The 17,149-nt window shown below is 46.2% G+C and carries 14 protein-coding genes and 1 pseudogene; 6 read left to right on the forward strand and 9 right to left on the reverse strand.

The genetic code is table 11. The annotated features are described in order from the left end of the window. The first annotated feature begins 265 nt into the window (after positions 1-265). Entirely contained in the window at positions 266-1,330 is a 1,065-nt protein-coding gene (locus tag Q1A04_RS17040; RefSeq protein ID WP_299708390.1) for a glycosyltransferase family 4 protein, read from the forward strand. After that, positions 1,317-3,485: a glycogen debranching N-terminal domain-containing protein gene (locus Q1A04_RS17045; protein WP_299708392.1), complete on the forward strand. Its 2,169-nt coding sequence runs from the start codon at positions 1,317-1,319 to the stop codon at positions 3,483-3,485. The genes Q1A04_RS17040 and Q1A04_RS17045 overlap by 14 nt, the downstream gene beginning before the upstream one ends. A 12-nt stretch (positions 3,486-3,497) precedes the next feature. Here Q1A04_RS17045 and Q1A04_RS17050 read toward each other — a convergent pair whose 3' ends face one another. Both Q1A04_RS17050 and Q1A04_RS17055 read right to left on the reverse strand, forming a co-directional pair. Next, the gene (locus tag Q1A04_RS17050; RefSeq protein WP_299708394.1) at positions 3,498-3,644 is read right to left on the reverse strand and encodes a hypothetical protein; all 147 of its coding nucleotides are present in this window, start codon (positions 3,642-3,644) and stop codon (positions 3,498-3,500) included. Between the two features lie 68 nt (positions 3,645-3,712). Further along, the gene (locus tag Q1A04_RS17055; protein WP_299708396.1) at positions 3,713-4,180 is read right to left on the reverse strand and encodes a MaoC family dehydratase; all 468 of its coding nucleotides are present in this window, start codon (positions 4,178-4,180) and stop codon (positions 3,713-3,715) included. Between the two features lie 127 nt (positions 4,181-4,307). Here Q1A04_RS17055 and Q1A04_RS17060 point away from each other — a divergent pair, with 127 nt between their 5' ends. Beyond that, on the forward strand, positions 4,308-5,204 hold the full coding sequence (locus Q1A04_RS17060) for an aldo/keto reductase (RefSeq protein ID WP_299708398.1): 897 nt from the start codon (positions 4,308-4,310) through the stop codon (positions 5,202-5,204). A 5-nt stretch (positions 5,205-5,209) separates the two neighbouring features. Here Q1A04_RS17060 and Q1A04_RS17065 read toward each other — a convergent pair whose 3' ends face one another. The 7 genes and pseudogenes from Q1A04_RS17065 to Q1A04_RS19055 form a co-directional block, all read right to left on the reverse strand. After that, positions 5,210-5,929 carry a hypothetical protein gene (locus tag Q1A04_RS17065; protein ID WP_299708400.1) on the reverse strand — a complete coding sequence of 240 codons (720 nt, stop codon included), beginning with the start codon at positions 5,927-5,929 and terminating at the stop codon, positions 5,210-5,212. A gap of 4 nt (positions 5,930-5,933) precedes the next feature. Further along, positions 5,934-7,763, reverse strand: coding sequence for a hypothetical protein (locus Q1A04_RS17070; RefSeq protein WP_299708402.1), 1,830 nt, complete (start codon positions 7,761-7,763; stop codon positions 5,934-5,936). Between the two features lie 706 nt (positions 7,764-8,469). After that, a complete protein-coding gene (locus Q1A04_RS17075) occupies positions 8,470-9,234 on the reverse strand; it encodes a hypothetical protein (protein ID WP_299708404.1) in 765 nt (254 codons plus the stop codon). Between the two features lie 5 nt (positions 9,235-9,239). Then, positions 9,240-9,563, reverse strand: coding sequence for a hypothetical protein (locus Q1A04_RS17080; RefSeq protein WP_299708405.1), 324 nt, complete (start codon positions 9,561-9,563; stop codon positions 9,240-9,242). A 76-nt stretch (positions 9,564-9,639) separates the two neighbouring features. Then, positions 9,640-11,865 carry an FUSC family membrane protein gene (locus Q1A04_RS17085; protein ID WP_299708407.1) on the reverse strand — a complete coding sequence of 742 codons (2,226 nt, stop codon included), beginning with the start codon at positions 11,863-11,865 and terminating at the stop codon, positions 9,640-9,642. A gap of 70 nt (positions 11,866-11,935) precedes the next feature. Beyond that, the gene (locus tag Q1A04_RS17090) at positions 11,936-12,334 is read right to left on the reverse strand and encodes an NUDIX domain-containing protein (protein WP_299708409.1); all 399 of its coding nucleotides are present in this window, start codon (positions 12,332-12,334) and stop codon (positions 11,936-11,938) included. Positions 12,335-12,358: 24 nt separating this feature from the next. Then, positions 12,359-12,490 (reverse strand): annotated as a pseudogene (locus Q1A04_RS19055) (restriction endonuclease); the annotation flags it as partial. 159 nt (positions 12,491-12,649) lie between these two features. Between Q1A04_RS19055 and Q1A04_RS17095 the strand changes: the two are divergent. From Q1A04_RS17095 to Q1A04_RS17105, 3 genes are read left to right on the forward strand one after another with little or no spacing between them, the layout of a single operon-like run. Continuing rightward, positions 12,650-14,248, forward strand: a complete 1,599-nt coding sequence (locus Q1A04_RS17095) for a DEAD/DEAH box helicase (RefSeq protein WP_299708411.1) — start codon at positions 12,650-12,652, stop codon at positions 14,246-14,248. A gap of 22 nt (positions 14,249-14,270) precedes the next feature. Further along, positions 14,271-16,073 carry an ATP-binding protein gene (locus Q1A04_RS17100; RefSeq protein ID WP_299708412.1) on the forward strand — a complete coding sequence of 601 codons (1,803 nt, stop codon included), beginning with the start codon at positions 14,271-14,273 and terminating at the stop codon, positions 16,071-16,073. A 53-nt stretch (positions 16,074-16,126) separates the two neighbouring features. Further along, a complete protein-coding gene (locus Q1A04_RS17105) occupies positions 16,127-17,032 on the forward strand; it encodes a hypothetical protein (RefSeq protein ID WP_299708413.1) in 906 nt (301 codons plus the stop codon). The last annotated feature ends 117 nt before the right edge of the window (positions 17,033-17,149 follow it).

The raw sequence follows: 17,149 nt of genomic DNA on the forward strand, positions 1-17,149 counted from the left end.
ACTGGCTCTGGTTCATATGGATACAAGCAAATTAAGCACTATAGCCATTTTAACAAACCCTTTGACGCTACTAGCTGAAAAACAAGTCATTGGATGGTGCCCGTCCTTGTTCTTTTTCGTATGCTCTTATAGCCCCTCTATGGATTCTGCGGGAAGGAAGGCCCTGATAACCAACAATCAGGGCGACTTGGGTACTGATTTTAGATCAGGATATACTGATTGCTTGAGGCACTGATGCAACCGGACCTTACTTGTTTTTTTGCCTATGAGAATAGCGCAGGTAGCACCACTAACTGAAAGCGTACCCCCACAAGCCTATGGCGGCACGGAAAGAATCGTGGCTTATCTTACGAATAAGCTGGTAGATATGGGGCACGAGGTAACCCTGTTTGCCAGCGGCGATTCTGTTACAAAAGCGAAGCTGATCGCCCCGACACCTGTCGCCTTAAGACATAACCCGCACATTGTAGATGCCATTGCCCACATCATACATTTGCTCGAACTGGTGCAGCAAGTCCAGCATGAGTTCGACATCATCCATTACCACGTAGATTATTTTCATTTCCCCTTTTCACGCCGCAGCACAACCGCCCATTGTACCACGATGCACGGGCGTCTAGATATTGAGGACCTTAAGCCTTTGTTCAGGGAGTTCTCCGACATGCCTTTGGTTTCCATCTCAAACGCCCAGCGCAAACCCTTGGCTTTTGCCAATTTTATCAAAACCATTTACCATGGCATACCCCAAGATCTTTTAAAGCTCCATGAAGCAAAAGGACAGTACTTAGCCTTTATCGGCAGAATTTCTCCGGAAAAGAGATTAGACAGAGCCATAGAGATTGCCACCAAAGCGGGCATCCCTTTAAAGGTCGCGGCAAAGGTGGACAAGGTGGATATTCCCTATTATGAACAGCACATCAAGTCCCTGCTGGACAATCCCTTGGTGGAGTACATAGGGGAGATCAACGATATAGAGAAGAACGATTTTTTGGGGAATGCCAGCGCCCTTCTTTTTCCGATTGACTGGCCCGAGCCCTTCGGACTGGTCATGATTGAATCGATGGCCTGCGGCACCCCGGTAATCGCCTACAAATGCGGGAGCGTGCCCGAAGTAATCGATGAGGGTCAAACCGGTTTCATAGTAAACAGTGTGGACGAGGCCGTTGAGCGGGTAAAGCAGCTGGACAGGATAGACAGAAAAGTATGCCGGAAGGTTTTTGAGAAAAGATTCTCCGACCGGCGCATGGCTGAGGATTATGTGGCTTTATATCAGGAGCTGATTGAAGATAAGTATTTGACACAAAACCCATTGAGTTATGAGCGTTATTGAACATGAGGGCCAATACTATATTTTATCAGAATCATCGTTTGCGGATAGTAAGAACATTATTCTGAAACAGGGGGATTCCTTTGGAATCTTCGACAGGTATGGTGACATCTTCCCAATCGGGAAAAGTCATTATGGCTTATTCCATGAGGGTACACGCTTTCTGTCCCATCTGGAATTTACCATACAGGGGAAGAAGCCTTTGCTGCTGAGTGCCAACCTGCGGGAGGAGAATGAAATACTGACCGTAGACCTCACCAATCCTGATTACCATGATGACGGGCTGGATAGGATGATAGAGCACGGAGCTATCCATATCCTGCGCAAAAAGTTTATCTACAAAGGCTATTACTTCGAGCGGTTTCATTTTCAGAATTTTCTGAACAGGACTCTGAAATACAGGGTTGGTTTTCAGTTTAACAATGATTTTGCCGATATTTTTGAAATAAGGGGGATGGAAAGAGCATCCCGTGGACAACTCTTGGGCTTTAAGAGCAATGGAGACTTGCTCGAACTGGAATACGTCGGATTGGATGGCGTTTCCCGCAAAACAACCATCGAGATGGACTGCGACTGCCAGGTTGGTTTCGATGAGAATCAGCTGGATTTTGAGATGGAGCTTCAACCGAGAGAGCAAAAAACCTTTTATTTGAGAATAGGTTTCGTCACAGACGGGGTATATCCGACGCCCCTATCGTTTGATGAGGCACGCCCGGCCTTGTTGTCCGGAATCAGAACCCAGAAAGAATCTTCCTGCCGTTTCCATTCCAGCAACGATCAGTTCAATGCCTGGGTCAATGCCTCCATGTCGGATCTGTATACCCTGCTGACTGAAACAGAGCATGGGCTTTACCCTTATGCGGGTATTCCGTGGTATAGCACGCCCTTTGGCCGCGACGGCATCATTACCGCCTTCATGTGCCTGTGGATGGATCCTGCCATCACCAAAGGGGTTCTGAAATTTCTGGCGGCCACACAGGCCGCTGAGTTGAATGATTTTCAGGATGCGGAACCGGGGAAGATCTTCCATGAAATGCGGAAAGGCGAAATGGCGGCCACCAAAGAGATCCCGTTTCAGCTTTACTATGGTACTATCGACGCGACCATGCTATTTGTGGTACTGGCCGGGGAGTATTTACAGCGAACGAACGATCAGGAAACCATCCGGAACATCTGGCCCAGCATACAGGCTGCCATCACTTGGATAAACGAATATGGCGACTTGGACAAGGATGGGTTGGTGGAATATCAGAAAAAATCTGAGAACGGGCTGGATAACCAAGGTTGGAAAGATTCCTTTGACTCCATTTTTTACAAAGACGGAGAACTGGCAAAATTGCCCATCGCACTCTGCGAGGTGCAGGCCTATACCTACGATGCAAAAGTAAAAGCAGCCGAAATGGCCCGTGTCCTTGGGGAGGATGCTTACGCGGATCAAATGACCAAAGAGGCCCGGGACCTGAAGGCTAAATTCAACCGCCTGTTCTGGTCAGAGGAAAACGCCACGTTTGTGATTGCGCTCGATGGTGACAAAGAGCAGTGCGATGTCAGGTCCTCTAACGCCGGACAATGCCTTTTCAGCAGAATAGCGGAACCTGAAAAAGCAAAGGCTGCCATGCAAAGTTTGCTCTCCGAGGATATGTTCAGCGGTTGGGGCATCAGGACCATCAGCAAGAACGAGAAAAACTACAACCCCATGTCGTATCACAACGGCTCTATCTGGCCGCACGATAATGCGCTGACAGCCTTTGGAATGCACCGCTACGATAACAAGGACGGTGTAAACCGGATTTTTGAAGCGATGATGGAGACCAGTCTGTACATGGAAAATAAGCGACTGCCCGAGCTTTTCTGCGGATTCAACAGAAGAGAATCCGAAGGGCCAACCGCTTACCCGGTTGCCTGTTCTCCCCAAGCTTGGGCAGTCGCCTCCGTGTTTATGATGATACAGTCCTGTTTGGGCATCGAGATCTATGCAAAGGAGAAATGCCTGCGTTTCAACAATCCCTCTCTACCGGATTTTATGGACTCCATTAGGGTAACTGATCTGAGAATAAACGGGGCCAGTATCAGTTTCTTGGCTGACAAGCAACACGACTCAGTGGCCATCCAGATCTTGGAAAAAACTGGTGACTTGGATGTGATCGTGAAGTTGTGAGGGTGTGGCTTTCTAGGGAGCAGAGGCGTTTAGTTCTAGTTTTATAGCGCGAGCGTCCTCGCTCGTGCTTAGTATGGCGGTGGCCTCTGGCCGCACTACATAAGAAAACTGGGCCAGAGGCCCCACAATAGTAGACACGAGCGAGGACGCTCGCGCCATACATTTAGCATTCGCTAGAACTAACGGTCCTGCCTCTTGGGAGGGGCAGGTAAGTGTATAACAGCAAACTACTCATTAAAGTGATACAAAAACGTGATCACGCCGGCATAGGCGGGCTTCTTGCTGCCTTCTATTTCGAGCATTACTTCGATCTGGGTTTTGGCAATGCCGCGTAGGTTCTTTACGGACAATACCTTGGCGCGAAGGCGAACACGGCTGTTTACGGTCACGGCTTGGTTAAAGCGCAGGTTCTCGATCTCATAATTCACCTGCATTTTAACGTTGCCGATCGTCACGATCTTGGCCCACAAATAAGGCAGCAGCGAAACGGTCAGGTAGCCGTGCGCGATGGTGGCTCCGAAAGGCGTCTCTGTTTTGGCACGCTCCTCATCCAAGTGGATCCACTGGTAATCAAGGGTGGCGTCGGCGAATTTGTTTATCTGCTCCTGCGTGATGGTGTGGTAGTCTGACACGCCCAGTTCATTCCCCTCATATGCTTCGAGTTCCTGCAGACTGTTAATAAGAATTTGGCTCATGGTGTTGTTTGTGATTTGTTAGGTTTAGGTGTTCGGATAACAGGTATAGCTACTCCGATTGACAACATTAGTTTCTCTTTCAGAGTAGTCCTGAAGAGTACGTAAGGACGAATATATCAAAAATACGATGAAGTATAAGCAGCTGGGAACATCCGACTTGAAGATAAGCGAAATCGGTTTTGGGTGCATGTCGCTGGGAACGAGCCACGAAGACAATGTAAAACTCCTGCACCGGGCACTGGACCAAGGTATAAATTTCTTTGACACAGCTGATCTGTATGACAAAGGTGCCAATGAGGAGACAGTGGGGAGGGCCTTTGCCGGTATGCGCGATAAGGTGATCATCGCGACCAAGGTCGGCAACCAGTGGCGGCCCGATGGCAGCGGCTGGGACTGGAACCCAAGCAAGCGCTACATCCTGCAGGCTGTGGAAGCCAGTTTGAAGCGACTCCAAACCGACTACATCGACCTCTACCAGTTGCACGGCGGCACCATCGATGATCCGATCGACGAAACCATCGAGGCGTTTGAGCAGCTCAAGCAAGAGGGCAAGATCCGGCACTACGGCATCTCGTCCATCCGGCCCAACGTGATCAGGGAGTATGTGGAGCGCTCGAACATAGCCAGCGTGATGTTACAATACAGCCTTCTCGACCGACGGCCCGAGGAGGAGGTGCTGGGCCTGCTGCAGAAGCAAGGTATAGGCGTGCTGGCACGGGGCAGTCTGGCGCAGGGACTGCTGGCGGGTAAGCCGGCCAAGGCCTATCTGGGCTATACCTTAGAAGAAGTAGAAAAAGCGGCGCAAGCCGTGAAGACAGTAGCAGGGGCGAAGCGTCAAACGGCCGAAGTGGCCCTGCGCTATACCTTGCACCACTCTGCAGTCAGTATGGCGGTGTTAGGTATACGCACTAGCGAGCAGTTGGAGGAGGCGCTGCAGGCTGGTAAGAGCGCTCCACTGTCGGCTGAAGAAATAAAGGCGCTGCAGACGGTGCTGCCCGCTAACCGCTATGAGCAGCACCGCTAGTAGTGCTATCTGGAAATGGGAATACCCACAGACAGGTTAATGCGCAGACCGCTCCAGCTTGGCTGTATTGTTTCGTTGTTGCTGTTTTTTACAAGTTGCTGGTCTAGTTCGCCCGGCACATGGAACGGATAGTTGGTATCAATAAAATAGCCCAAGGACAGGGTAGTTGGCATGTTCATCAAAGGATACTGCAAACCCACGAATGGCTTCAGTCCCAGTCCATAGGAGTTAAACTTGTCTTCGCTGCTTTCGACCTCGTCTTCGATGCGGGTATAGCTTTGCAGCTTCAGGGTACTCATCAGCATATGCAGTTCTGCGCCGGCAATATAGCTGAACTTCGTCTCTTTGATGGCTTGGTGGTGGTAAAACAAACCGCCGAAAGTATTGTAATTGACAGGCGTATCCATTCTAAACTCACCGGAATAGTCCGCATAAGCTACCCGTCCGCCGGTAGACCCGTGCTCCATAAAAAAGCCGATGCGGGACTGGTCCCCTAAATCCGATACGACATTGAATCCAAACTGAAAATAGGAGCCAAAGGTATCGGTGGCCTTTACATTTATATCGGTATTTGCGATCACTGTCTGCTGCAGCTCCTTCATCGACTGCATGCTAAAGGTGCCGAAGCCCAAACGCGGCTCTAGATATACGGTAGACTGAGCCATGGCTGCGCTGGCAGAAAGCAGTAGACAGGCCACCAGCAGATATTTTTTGATGTATGACATGGCCTTATAAGTTTAAATAGCGGTTACCTGAATAAAGCGTGTTGTTGTAAATGAAGACAGGGGTGCCATCCGACACTTCAAGTTTTCTGAGTAGTTCTCCCGTGCTGCTGTTGTAGATGTACAATTGGTTATAAAAGACGCCGTAGAGATTACCCGTCACAGGATCGGTATAAGCTTCATACAAATCCTTCTCTGTTTGAAGCGTTCTCTGGAGGGAGCCATCCGTAGTAGAGTAAAAGGATATGGTTGTCCCTGATGAAGTATAGAAAAGCGGGTTGGTAGTGTGATACTTCAGAGTGTTCGCCTCCAAATTTGGTATAGGCAGTTGCTTCCAAGTGCCATTGCTCTGCTCCACATGCACTTTGTCCGAAACGTTTATTGTTTTGCCATCCGGACTGATAGTGGAATAGCCATAATACAGGTCTGACTCCACAGCTGTAACGACCTTTTTCTGTGTCATGTCAATTACATAAGCCATGTCGACAATATCTGGGCTGCCGTCAGCGTTGCGCGCGCGCAGGATGAGTCGGTTGGTATTGCTCACCCCATCCAGCATGCTAAATTCATAAAACTCCTCTGGCAGCAATTCGTGCAGATAGTAGCTTTCCAGCGTCTGCAGCGTGACAGGGTCTAATTTGTGGATGGCAGTGTTTAGGATGCTATACATTATCTTGCCATCCTGAGATACAACGTTCTGCTTTTCGCTGCCGAATTGCTTAAACATGACATTCCGCTGCTCCACGACATGGCGCGTAGCCGCATCCACTACCTTGATGTAGTCTCTGTCGGCAAAATAGAGTCTTCCGGTTGAAGGCTTGGCGAACAGTCTCTCTACTTCCTGCGGTCCCCAAGGTGCGCCTAAGCCGGGCAGCATGGCATAGTCTACCAAATATCTTGCATTGGGTGCCGGATAGGCTTTGGGGTAGATCGCCAGTGTTGCATGCATATCCTCTCCGAACACGGTCGCAGGGATTGTCACAATAGTATCCTGTGGATTGGAAATGGTTAGAATCGAATTGAAATTCAGGGTCAGCTCATACCTGTCGAAATTGGTGTAGAAAGGGGTTGAACTGAAAACGACTTTCAAATCATTGTCATGGGTGATGGAACTGCTCAGCACATGCGGTTTCGGGTAGAAGAATGGGACTGAATTGCTGAGCAGGTCATAGTAATACCCGTTCACACGCGTGACCACCCAGTACAAAACCTGATCTCCCAGATAGTCTCTGTCGTACCAAGTGGTCTGGTTCTTATCCGTAATGGAGCCCACAACCACACCACTGAATTGACCCGGGTAGTGCCGCAGGATTTCATACTTAATGAAGCCGGTTCCGGTGTACTTTTTCCATTCCAGCTTCAGGCTGCCATCTTCGGCTTTTACACTGGTGAGCGTAACAGGCTTTGGGGTTGTGTTATCGATGTATACCACCCATGTCCGGTATACCTGAACCCCCTCTGCCCCCGCCTTGTCTGCCAGACTGCCTGTGCCGGAATTACCCACCACATTCAGCTGCAGTTTGTAATAGCCATCGGCAAAGTCATAGGTCGGAAGCTGGCGCTGCCCTGTAGCTGACGTGCTAGTGCCCAGCGATTTATTCCCTAGCAGAAGTTCGATAGAATGGATGGTGCGCCCCGGGAGAGAAACGCTGTATTTCAGATTGACAGATCCGCGCAGCATCAAGGTGTCTTGCTCCAAGAAGTCATCTAGCTGGATGTCGCCTGTTACTTCGAAGTGAGGGTCTACCTCCTCAAAATGGCTGCCCGATGGGCCGTAGTCGCAGGAAAGAAATAGGCACGGGATGATCCCGAGCAGCAGGCGTAAAAGTTGCTTCATAGGCAAAGGTTGGAAATTAACACAGGGTATAGGAAATGGCAAATATACAGGACGGCTTCAAATATTAAGCATTAGAAATAAGAAATATTGTGCTTGAAACAGCATGGTACTGAAGCGACTAGGTATACCCAATGTCGTCAATGCAGAGGATTGAATGGCTCTTCGGGATTGGGAAATCAGTAAGAGCAGTAAGACACCCCTGTGGTCCCCTCAAGGGCAGGGCCGTTTCATTCTAGCGAATTCTCCCCTTGAGGGGAGCGCAGAGGGGTGTTTACAGTTGTGGGTGAATTTAAATTTGCCACTTATTGGTAATCTAACTCCGAATCTACACCCCTATAATCCCCTCAAGGGGATAGTTTAAACAGTACTGCCTAAGTATAGGAGGTATAAGAGAGTAGGCCCGAACCAAAACAAAAAAGCAGCAAACCGGAATGGCCTGCTGCTTTTCATTTTGCTATGTGGGCTATACCTGCCGAAGGGGCAGGGCCGGTACATCTAATCGTAGCTTTTCTTTTTCTTGTCTAGTTTAGCCGCCTGCTTTTCCTTTGGAGTTTTGGCTGGCTTTTTCTTTACATCCTTTTTTGCGTCTTGTGACTTTGCCATAGGTATAGGGATTAAGTGTATCGAAAGATACGGTTTTTCGTGAAGAAAAGTGCACCCAGTTCCTTGTTAAAAAGAAGCGTCATGCAGTCCGTTTTGGAATAATTTATTGCTGATTCTCCTGAGAGATTCGGGGTTTGCCCAGTTTTTTCTGCCAAAAAGATGAAAGCGTGTTAAATGCCATCTCACTGAATATCCCTTCTGCCAGCACTTGGTTGTGTTCCACTATGCGGTAGCGGACCGGGAAAACGATCTTATCAGAAACTTTTATAAAATCATACTCATCCCCGAAGCGCTCATAGGCGCCGGTATCAGGGTTGGGGGAAGAAGACGTAATTACCTGTCCTTTTTTATTCACGAACAGGTCCAAGCGCATGGCTGGGGACTGGCTGTTATGCACCCGCACCATGTCGAGTTGCTGGCCTTTGTAAGGGTAAGTGCCCAAGTAGGTATAGCGAGCCTCCGGCGCGTTGAGCAGGTATAGAAAATGAAAGAATACAGACCTCTTGAGCGCATCATGGACCGTCTTGTTTTCCTGTTCTGATAGGGTTGGCTGCTGTATGGCTGTGCTCACCATTGTCGTGTCGGCTCCTGACACGTCCAGTCGTACGATGTGAGGTTGGCGCAGGTCCACATACCAATGCTGCCTCACCCGAACGGTATCTTGCTCCCGGTAGGCCTCCCGCGTTAAGGTATAGGTCATGAAGTCGATCTGACCTAGCGCTTTGCGGCCACCCAGTGCTTTGATCATGCGCGCTTTCACCAAGCTGGCCTTGCGCTCAGCTGTCTTCGACGGGGTAGTGCTTTGAGCAAACGAAGCAGGAGCGGAGATAACAAAGCAAAAGCCTAAGGCAGCTAACAGTTTCTTCATAAAAGTTAAGAATAATGCACCTCCAGTTCATCTGTTTCCAAGCCGAAAGCAATGCCCCGTAGCAGAATCTTGGCGTTGGGGTGGGAGGGATCGCTCAGGTCCTGTTCTATTTCCGTGATCGAGGTTTTCATGTCGTCGCCGGCGAAGAAGCGGAACCAGAGCCGCTTGCTGCTCTCCACTTCCTCCTCGTCGTCCACATCCTCATCCGCCATAAGCTGCAGCTCCATCTCCCGTAGCCGCCCGATGAGCGTGTCCAAGTCTATCGCACTGTCGAGGTACTGGCCGAATAATTGGCGGGCCATGGGGGTGTAGTGAGCTTGTTTGGTCATGGTGTGTATCGCAAAGATTGTCGGGTGCAAGTTACGCTTTAAAGCCATTATACTTTGCCTGTTTCCTCTCAAAGGATCAGGCCAGTTCCTTCACCGCTTGCTTCAGGTTGCCAGAAATGGTGTGCAGCCACTTCAGCTGATCCGAGATCAGGCGGGCCTCCTTCAGGTTTTTCAGAAAGCTGGGCTCGATGGGTTTGTAATTGGCCCCGGCCAGCTGACGGGTGCGGATGGCGACCAGCTCGTTATACCTACCCTCCAGCTGTCCGTAGGCCTCCACCAGCTCTTCCTTGGCCACTTCTTCTGCCTGTGTCTCCTGTTGCAGCGTTTGCAGGGCCTGCGCCAGATTGGCGTCTATCGATTTGATGATCAGGTCGAAGTGCTCCGAGGCGGCCTCGGCGTTGTTATCCCGGATAAAGGTGCCCAGTGCCGCCGCAGCCGCCAGAAAGGTATGGTTCAAGCCGACTATCTTGTAGATCCGCATCGGGTGCTGCTGCCTCGATTTCGGCTCCTGACTCATCCGCTGGAAAGCCGCGTTCAGGTTGCCCATCTGCAGGAAAGCCTCTTTTCGGGCGAGTTTGTAGGCTGTGGTGTTCTGCGTTTTGTGTTGGTTGTAGCGGTCAATCTCAGCCAGGTAGTTGCGGTTGGCGTGCAGGGCCTTCACAATCTGGCTCTTGATACTCAGCGACTCCCACGAGGGCCACAAAAAGGAGATGGCACCCATGGCAATGGCGGCTCCCGTCAAGGTATCGATCACCCGGTACTGGATCACGTCGAAGGCATCCGGGGTGATGAGGGCGTAGATAAAAATGACGCCGGTGGTAACGAAGATAGAGGAGGTGCGGTAGTTTCGCTGGATAAAAGCGAAGGAGAGAACCAGCGACACAAAGGCCAGCGCGCCATATAGATAAACGTTCCGCACCGAGAGCACCACCACGGCAGCCACGGCGGCACCGATCAGGGTACCGTAGAGCCGGTGCTTCGAGCGCTCTTTGGTCAGGGTATAGCCGGGCCGCATGATCACCACAATGGTGAGCAGTATCCAGTAGGCGTTCTGGAATGGGAAGAGGATGCCCAGCACATAGCCCAGCAGCATGGCAATGGTCACGCGGGCGGCATGCTTAAAAATGGGCGATTGGGACGTGAAGTTCTCCCGCAGGATACGGATATCGTAATCCTGCTGGGTGATAAACTGCCGGCTTTCCCTGCTTTGGATGCCAATGCTCTGCTGTCCCTCCAAATCTTGGTATACCCGCTCGATGGCCTGTATCTTTTGCAGCAGCTTTTCCTCGTAGTCCAGCAGGTTGTGGAGCAGCAGCGCACCCTCCCGCGCCTGTGGCAGTTTCAGTTCCTCCACATAGTGCCGGATGCTGTCGTGGCATTTTTCCAGCAATGGCTCCAAGTCTTTGCCCGCTGAAAGGGCAGTGCCCAGCTGCATGCTTTCGGCCAGTTCGTCCAGCTTGCGCGACAGCTCAAAAACCAGTTTGATGAAGGGCCGCAACACCCTGCCGTAGTCCCGGAACAGCTCCTTTGCCCGCTCGTAATTGGCCGGGTTGGCAAGCGACAGTTCCAGTATGTCGATCAGCTCGATGAAGATCAGGAGCTGCCTGCGGTGGTAGTTGGAGGTGCCGGTGCTTTGCCTTTCGCTCAGGAGCACCTCGCGCAAGGCCTCGTGTATCTCGTTCAGCTTCACCTGCAGGTTGTAGAGCTCCTTCTGCAGGGCCTCCGCGTCTTGGCGCTCCATCGCCAGCTTGCCGCGTAGCTGTATGTAGCGGGCCGTCTGTTGCAGACAGTCGATCAAAAGGTTTTCGGTCTGCCGCCTTTGCAGCAGCCGGTGGAAAATAACAGAGAGCAGCAGCGCCCACAGGCCGCCTGTCCCGATCAGCAGGCCGTGTATAAAAATATCGGCACCGGTATGCGCATGTACAAAGCTCAGCACAATGGCCATCAGTCCCGCAAAAGAAACCAGCGAGGCCCGGAAGCCATACACGGAAATAAAGGAAATGGAGAACACCAGCACCGCCAGTACCGGAAGCAGCAGGTAGAGACTGCCCGAGGCCAAGCCGATGGCCATACTTGCCAGCATGGCGATGGCCGCCGAAACCAGTATACCTATGGTTTTGTGTTTTCTGCTGCCCGGCACGTCGCTCCCCGAGGCCAGCACCACCCCAATGGCCATGCTCAGGAAGTAGGTTACTTGCCCGAGCCACAGCCCCAGCAGCACCGGCACGGCGGCCCCGAACGTGATCACGAGTGCCTTTACAAAGTCGGTGCTCCGGATAAATTGTCTCAGCGCTTGCAGCATACCACAAAGGTACGGGATGTGTGGGCGCGAAGTAGATTCTGGCGGGATTAAATTGAGATACCGAGCTGGGTTATTGAATAAGCGCCCGCTCCTTCAGCCAGTCGAAAATGATCTGGTCGACGGGCGACACGGCCGCTCTGTCCTGATAGGTCAGCCACACCACTTCTTCTATTTCGCTGGCGGCGGCGATCGTGCCCGTGTAGGCGCCGGTATAGCAGGTCATCTGCACCTGCACCTCCTCCGGATGGCTGTCGGCCTGTGCCTGAAATATACCTAGGAAGCGGGTGCTGTCCTCGATCAGGGAAACGCTGAGCTCTTCGTTAATTTCCCGCGACAACGCCTCAAAGTCGCTCTCTCCCTGTTCCCGTTTCCCGCCGGGGAAATAGTATTTGGTTCTGCCCTTGCTGCGGGTGCTCAGTATTTTGCCGTCTCGGATTTCGATCCAAGCGAGTTTGTCGATGATGTGCATGGGAGGCAAAGATAGGGAAGGGGATTACAAATCTCTATAACCGCCTTTGAAGACTTCGTTTACATGCCAAGTGGTGAAATCGGGGTTAGGGTAGAAGGCTTTCTTTTGAGGAGGGTTAATGGATTTACCGTGGTGCTGGAGTAGCTATGAATTAGCATTTGTCTCCTAAATATTCAATTAAAATGTTAAAATATGAGTTAACAAGATTGGGATTAACATTACTGTATTAACGTATTTATATATTTTGTTTTGGTTATACTAAATATATGTTTTAACATTATGTTTGAAAACTAACTTATAACTAGTGATAGATATATGGATTTCCAAAAGTTAATAACACGTCTAGATGAAGAGTTTGTACAGACAATAGTAGGGAAAGATGTACTATCTATTCTTAATATACTTGATCCAAACCTCTCAAGATTACAGAAACTACAAGAAGTATTATTAACTATTTATTCTCCTTTAGAGCTTATTCAAGATAAAGACATTAGGAATTTATTCATTGATGTATTAAAGGTTGAGGAAATTAAAGATTTATCCAATAAACTAGGTGTTAATTTTGATGACAATGTTTACTCTAATCTGAAAAAAATAAATTATAATAAAGACTATGAGAAATCAATTCTTTATGAATTTTTAGGGATCAACTTACCAGAGAAAGAAAAACCGCTAGAATTAGAATATAAAGAAAACATATCTTGTAACTATCCCCTTTTTCTACATCAAAGAGAAGCTTTGACAGAAGTATCAACAAAACTATACACTGATAATAGAAAAGTATTACTTCATATGCCAACTGGTTCTGGTAAAACCCGAACTGCTATGAATGCGGTATGTAATCACTTAAGATACTCTGAACCTACACTAGTTATCTGGTTTGCTAATACTGAAGAATTATGTGGGCAAGCTTATGAAGAGTTTTCTAAAGCTTGGAAGTATTTAGGAAATAGAGAATTAAAAACTGTTAAATTTTGGGGTGCATCTAAAGAAAATATTAGTGAGGTTAGAGATGGTGTTATAATTGCAGGCTTGGCTAAAACCTATGAGCTATTAAAATCTGATTTGTCAATATTTAGTAAATTGGCTACACGATTAACTCTGATAGTAATGGATGAAGCTCACATGTCCATTGCTCCTACATATAAATCTATATTGGAAATCCTAACCTCCTCCAATTCTAGTTTGTTAGGTCTATCTGCAACTCCAGGACGCACTTGGAATGATCCAACAGCAGATATAGAGCTAGCAGATTTTTTTGACAGAAGAAAAGTTACATTAAAAATAGAAGGTTTTTCAAATCCAGTAGAATATTTAATTGATAGAGGTTATTTAGCCAAAATATTAAATAGGCCCTTACTCTATTCTTCTGGATTAAAATTGACTCCTAAAGATATAGATTACCTAAAAGACTATTTACAGCTACCAGAAGATATTCTACAAAGAATTTCAGAAGATAAGCAACGAAATATCCGCATTATTCAAGAAATAGAAAATTTAATTGAAAGGCATAAAAGGATAATACTTTTTGCAATTAACGTTGAACATTCTAATTTGCTAGCCACCATTTTGCAGGCAAGAAGTGTTAATGCCTTTTCGATTACAAGTAAAACAGATCCAGCTCAGAGGAAGGAGCTTATTAAGCTATTTAAATCTGATGATTCCCAATCATTAGTATTATGTAATTATGGTATTCTCACTACAGGATTTGATGCTCCTAAAACCAGTTGTGCTGTAATTGCTAGACCCACAGACTCTTTGGTCCTTTACAGCCAAATGGTAGGTAGGGCGATTAGAGGAACAAATGCTGGAGGTAACTCTGAAGCTGAAATAGTAACAGTTATTGATACTGCTTTACCAGGATTTGATAAAATAGAATCCGCTTTTTTCAATTGGGAGGATGTTTGGAACTAATTTAAAGCTAACAAATAAATAGATGGATAATTTAATTGTGCCTGCACACTTAGTCGTGAAGGCAATGAGAGATAATGGTTATAAAAATGCTGCTTATGCATTAGCCGAATTAATGGATAATTCAATTCAACATGGAGCTAAAAATGTTGAATTGCTATGTAGCGAAGCCGAATTTACCTATAACTTAAGAAGCGTATTTAGAATTAATCAAATCGCTGTACTAGATGATGGTAGTGGGATGGATAGTAATATATTAAGAATTGCTCTCCAGTTTGGAAATGGTACAAATCTAGATCCTAAAACTCAAACGGGAATTGGCAAATTCGGTATGGGATTGCCTTCATCTTCAATATCTCAGGCACAAAGAGTAGAAGTCTGGAGCTGGCAAAGTGGGGTAGAAAATTCTATTTATACTTATCTAGATATTGATGAAATTATTAACCAAAAAATGAAGGAGGTGCCTTCTCCAGTGCATAAACCTATTCCTGATTTATGGAGAAAGGCAGGTAAAACATTTGGAGCAAGTGGTACCTTAGTTGTTTGGTCTAAAATTGATCGTTGTATCTGGAAGACGGCACAAGCTATTATTGATAATTCAGAATTCTTGATAGGTAGGATGTATAGAAAGTTTCTCAATGAAGGAAATGCTAAGATTCGCATGGCAGCATTTAGAGAAGCAAATCCTTCTAAGCCCACCTATGAAAAACTTTCTGCCCCAAATGACCCTATATATTTAATGTCTAATACTTCTTGTCCTGCTCCTTATGACAATCAAGCTATGTTTAACAGATGGGGTGAAGAAGATTACGAGATTAAATTTGATGTTAATTACGATAATAAGAAGCATGAAGTAAAAGTCAGGTTTACTTATGCAAAAGAAGAAGCTAGACAGGGTTACAATGCGGGTAGCAAACCTCATGGAAAACATGCTTCTAAGAATATAGGTGTTTCCTTATTACGTGCTGATAGAGAACTCGATTTAGATCAGACATGGGTTATTCAATATGATCCAAGGGAAAGATGGTGGGGAGCAGAAGTGGAATTTCCTCCCTCATTAGATGAGTTATTCGGTGTTACGAATAATAAGCAATTTGCTAACAACTTCTCAGAGCTTGGGAAGCTAAATATTGAGGAGGTGCTTAAGGATGGGAGAACTTATAGCCAGTTTAAAGAAGAACTTATGGAGGAGAACGATCCTAAAGCTCTATTACTGGATATAGCTTACAAAATCAAAAATCAATTAAATGCTATAAGAGCAGCTATAAAAGCTCAAGCCAAAAACCTCGAGCGGAGTGATAAGGAAAGACACTCTACAGAAACTTCTCCTGAACAAGTAGCAACTGAAGCAACTGAAGAAAGAATTAAAGAAGGTCATATTGGTACAAGTGATAAGCAAGAAGAGAAATCTGAAGACGAAAGAAAAAGAGATGTCGAAACTTCACTTGAGCAAGAAGGTGTAACAAATGCGACCGAAGTAGTTGAGCGTATGTTTACAAATAATTTAAAGTATCAGTTCGTAGATTCAGATTTTGAAAGTCATGCTTTCTTTTCTGTTAAAAGTAGAGGTGGTAAAATTCTAATTTCTCTTAACACAAACCATCCCGCATACCACAAATTAGTTGAAGTATTAGAAAAAGACTCGGAAATTGAAGGTGAAGATATTTTAAGAGATAGACTACAGAATGCATCAGAAGGATTGAAACTTTTATTAATGGCTTGGGCAAGATATGAGGATGAACAGCCAGATGGCAGTCTGAAGAGTAGTACTCAAAATGCAAGAATGGATTGGGGTAGAGTCGCTAAAGATTTTCTGAAAGGCGATTAATTTATATGTTATTTAAGAATGGCGTCAACCTAAATAAAAGCTTAGAAGAATTTGTGAAAAATTCTTCTAAGCTTTATATATATGTTCCTTATATAAAGCTAAAACCATTAAAAGAAATCTTAGCAGAGACTAAAAATGTTGAGCTCATTATCGTAAGATGGGAACCTAAAGATTTACTATCGGGCGCTTCTGATTTAGAGGTATATCCTTTTCTGAAAGAGAGAGGAATAACACTTTATCGTAACAAACGTCTGCATATGAAGGCTTTCTTGGATAACTATGAGCGTTGTTTGATTGGTAGTGCCAATATTTCTAGTCGTGCATTAAACATACCATTATCTCCAAATTATAATTATGAATTAGCAACGATTGTAGGCAGTTTGTCTTTAGAAGATCGTTTGTATTTTATAAACATAGAGAAAGAAAGTTTATTAATAACTGACAATGTTTATGAACAGATAAAAGCTCAGCTGCTAGAGAAGGATTTTGACTTTGAAATAGAGAATGATTTTCAAATCAGGTTTGAAGCTCCTGATAAAGATTTTCTGATTTCATCTCTTCCTATGAGTTTTAATGTTGCCAGTTTTTTCTCTATATACCAAAACGGGAATGCTCCGAATGAAGTAGAGCTCAATTGCTTCCTCCATGATTTAACTTTGTATGACATCCCTTTAGGATTATCACCAAATGAGCTATTCTTAAGATTACAAAGTTCTTTCTTTACGCATCCATTCATAGCTGCATTTGTAGATTTCTTAAAATTGAAAGGGGAATTAAGATTTGGAGCTGTAAAGGAATGGATTCAAAAAAGTTGCGAGGATGTTCCTATACCTAGAAGATGGGAAATAACTGAAAACATACAGATACTTTATCGCTGGATAACTACATTAGGTGAGGGTAACTTCAGAATTTATCAACCAAATCACTCACAGGTGCTACAGTTTGTAAGTAAAGTTTGACTTATAAATTTTATAATAGCTTAATCGATTATTTAAAAGAGTAATCTCTTATACAGTAATTTTTAACCTTTATTATTTAATATAAATAAGGTTTTGTGCAAATGTTTTAAACATCTG

The sequence above is a fragment of the uncultured Pontibacter sp. genome (assembly GCF_947499215.1).
In the GTDB taxonomy this organism is placed as follows: Bacteria; Bacteroidota; Bacteroidia; order Cytophagales; family Hymenobacteraceae; genus Pontibacter.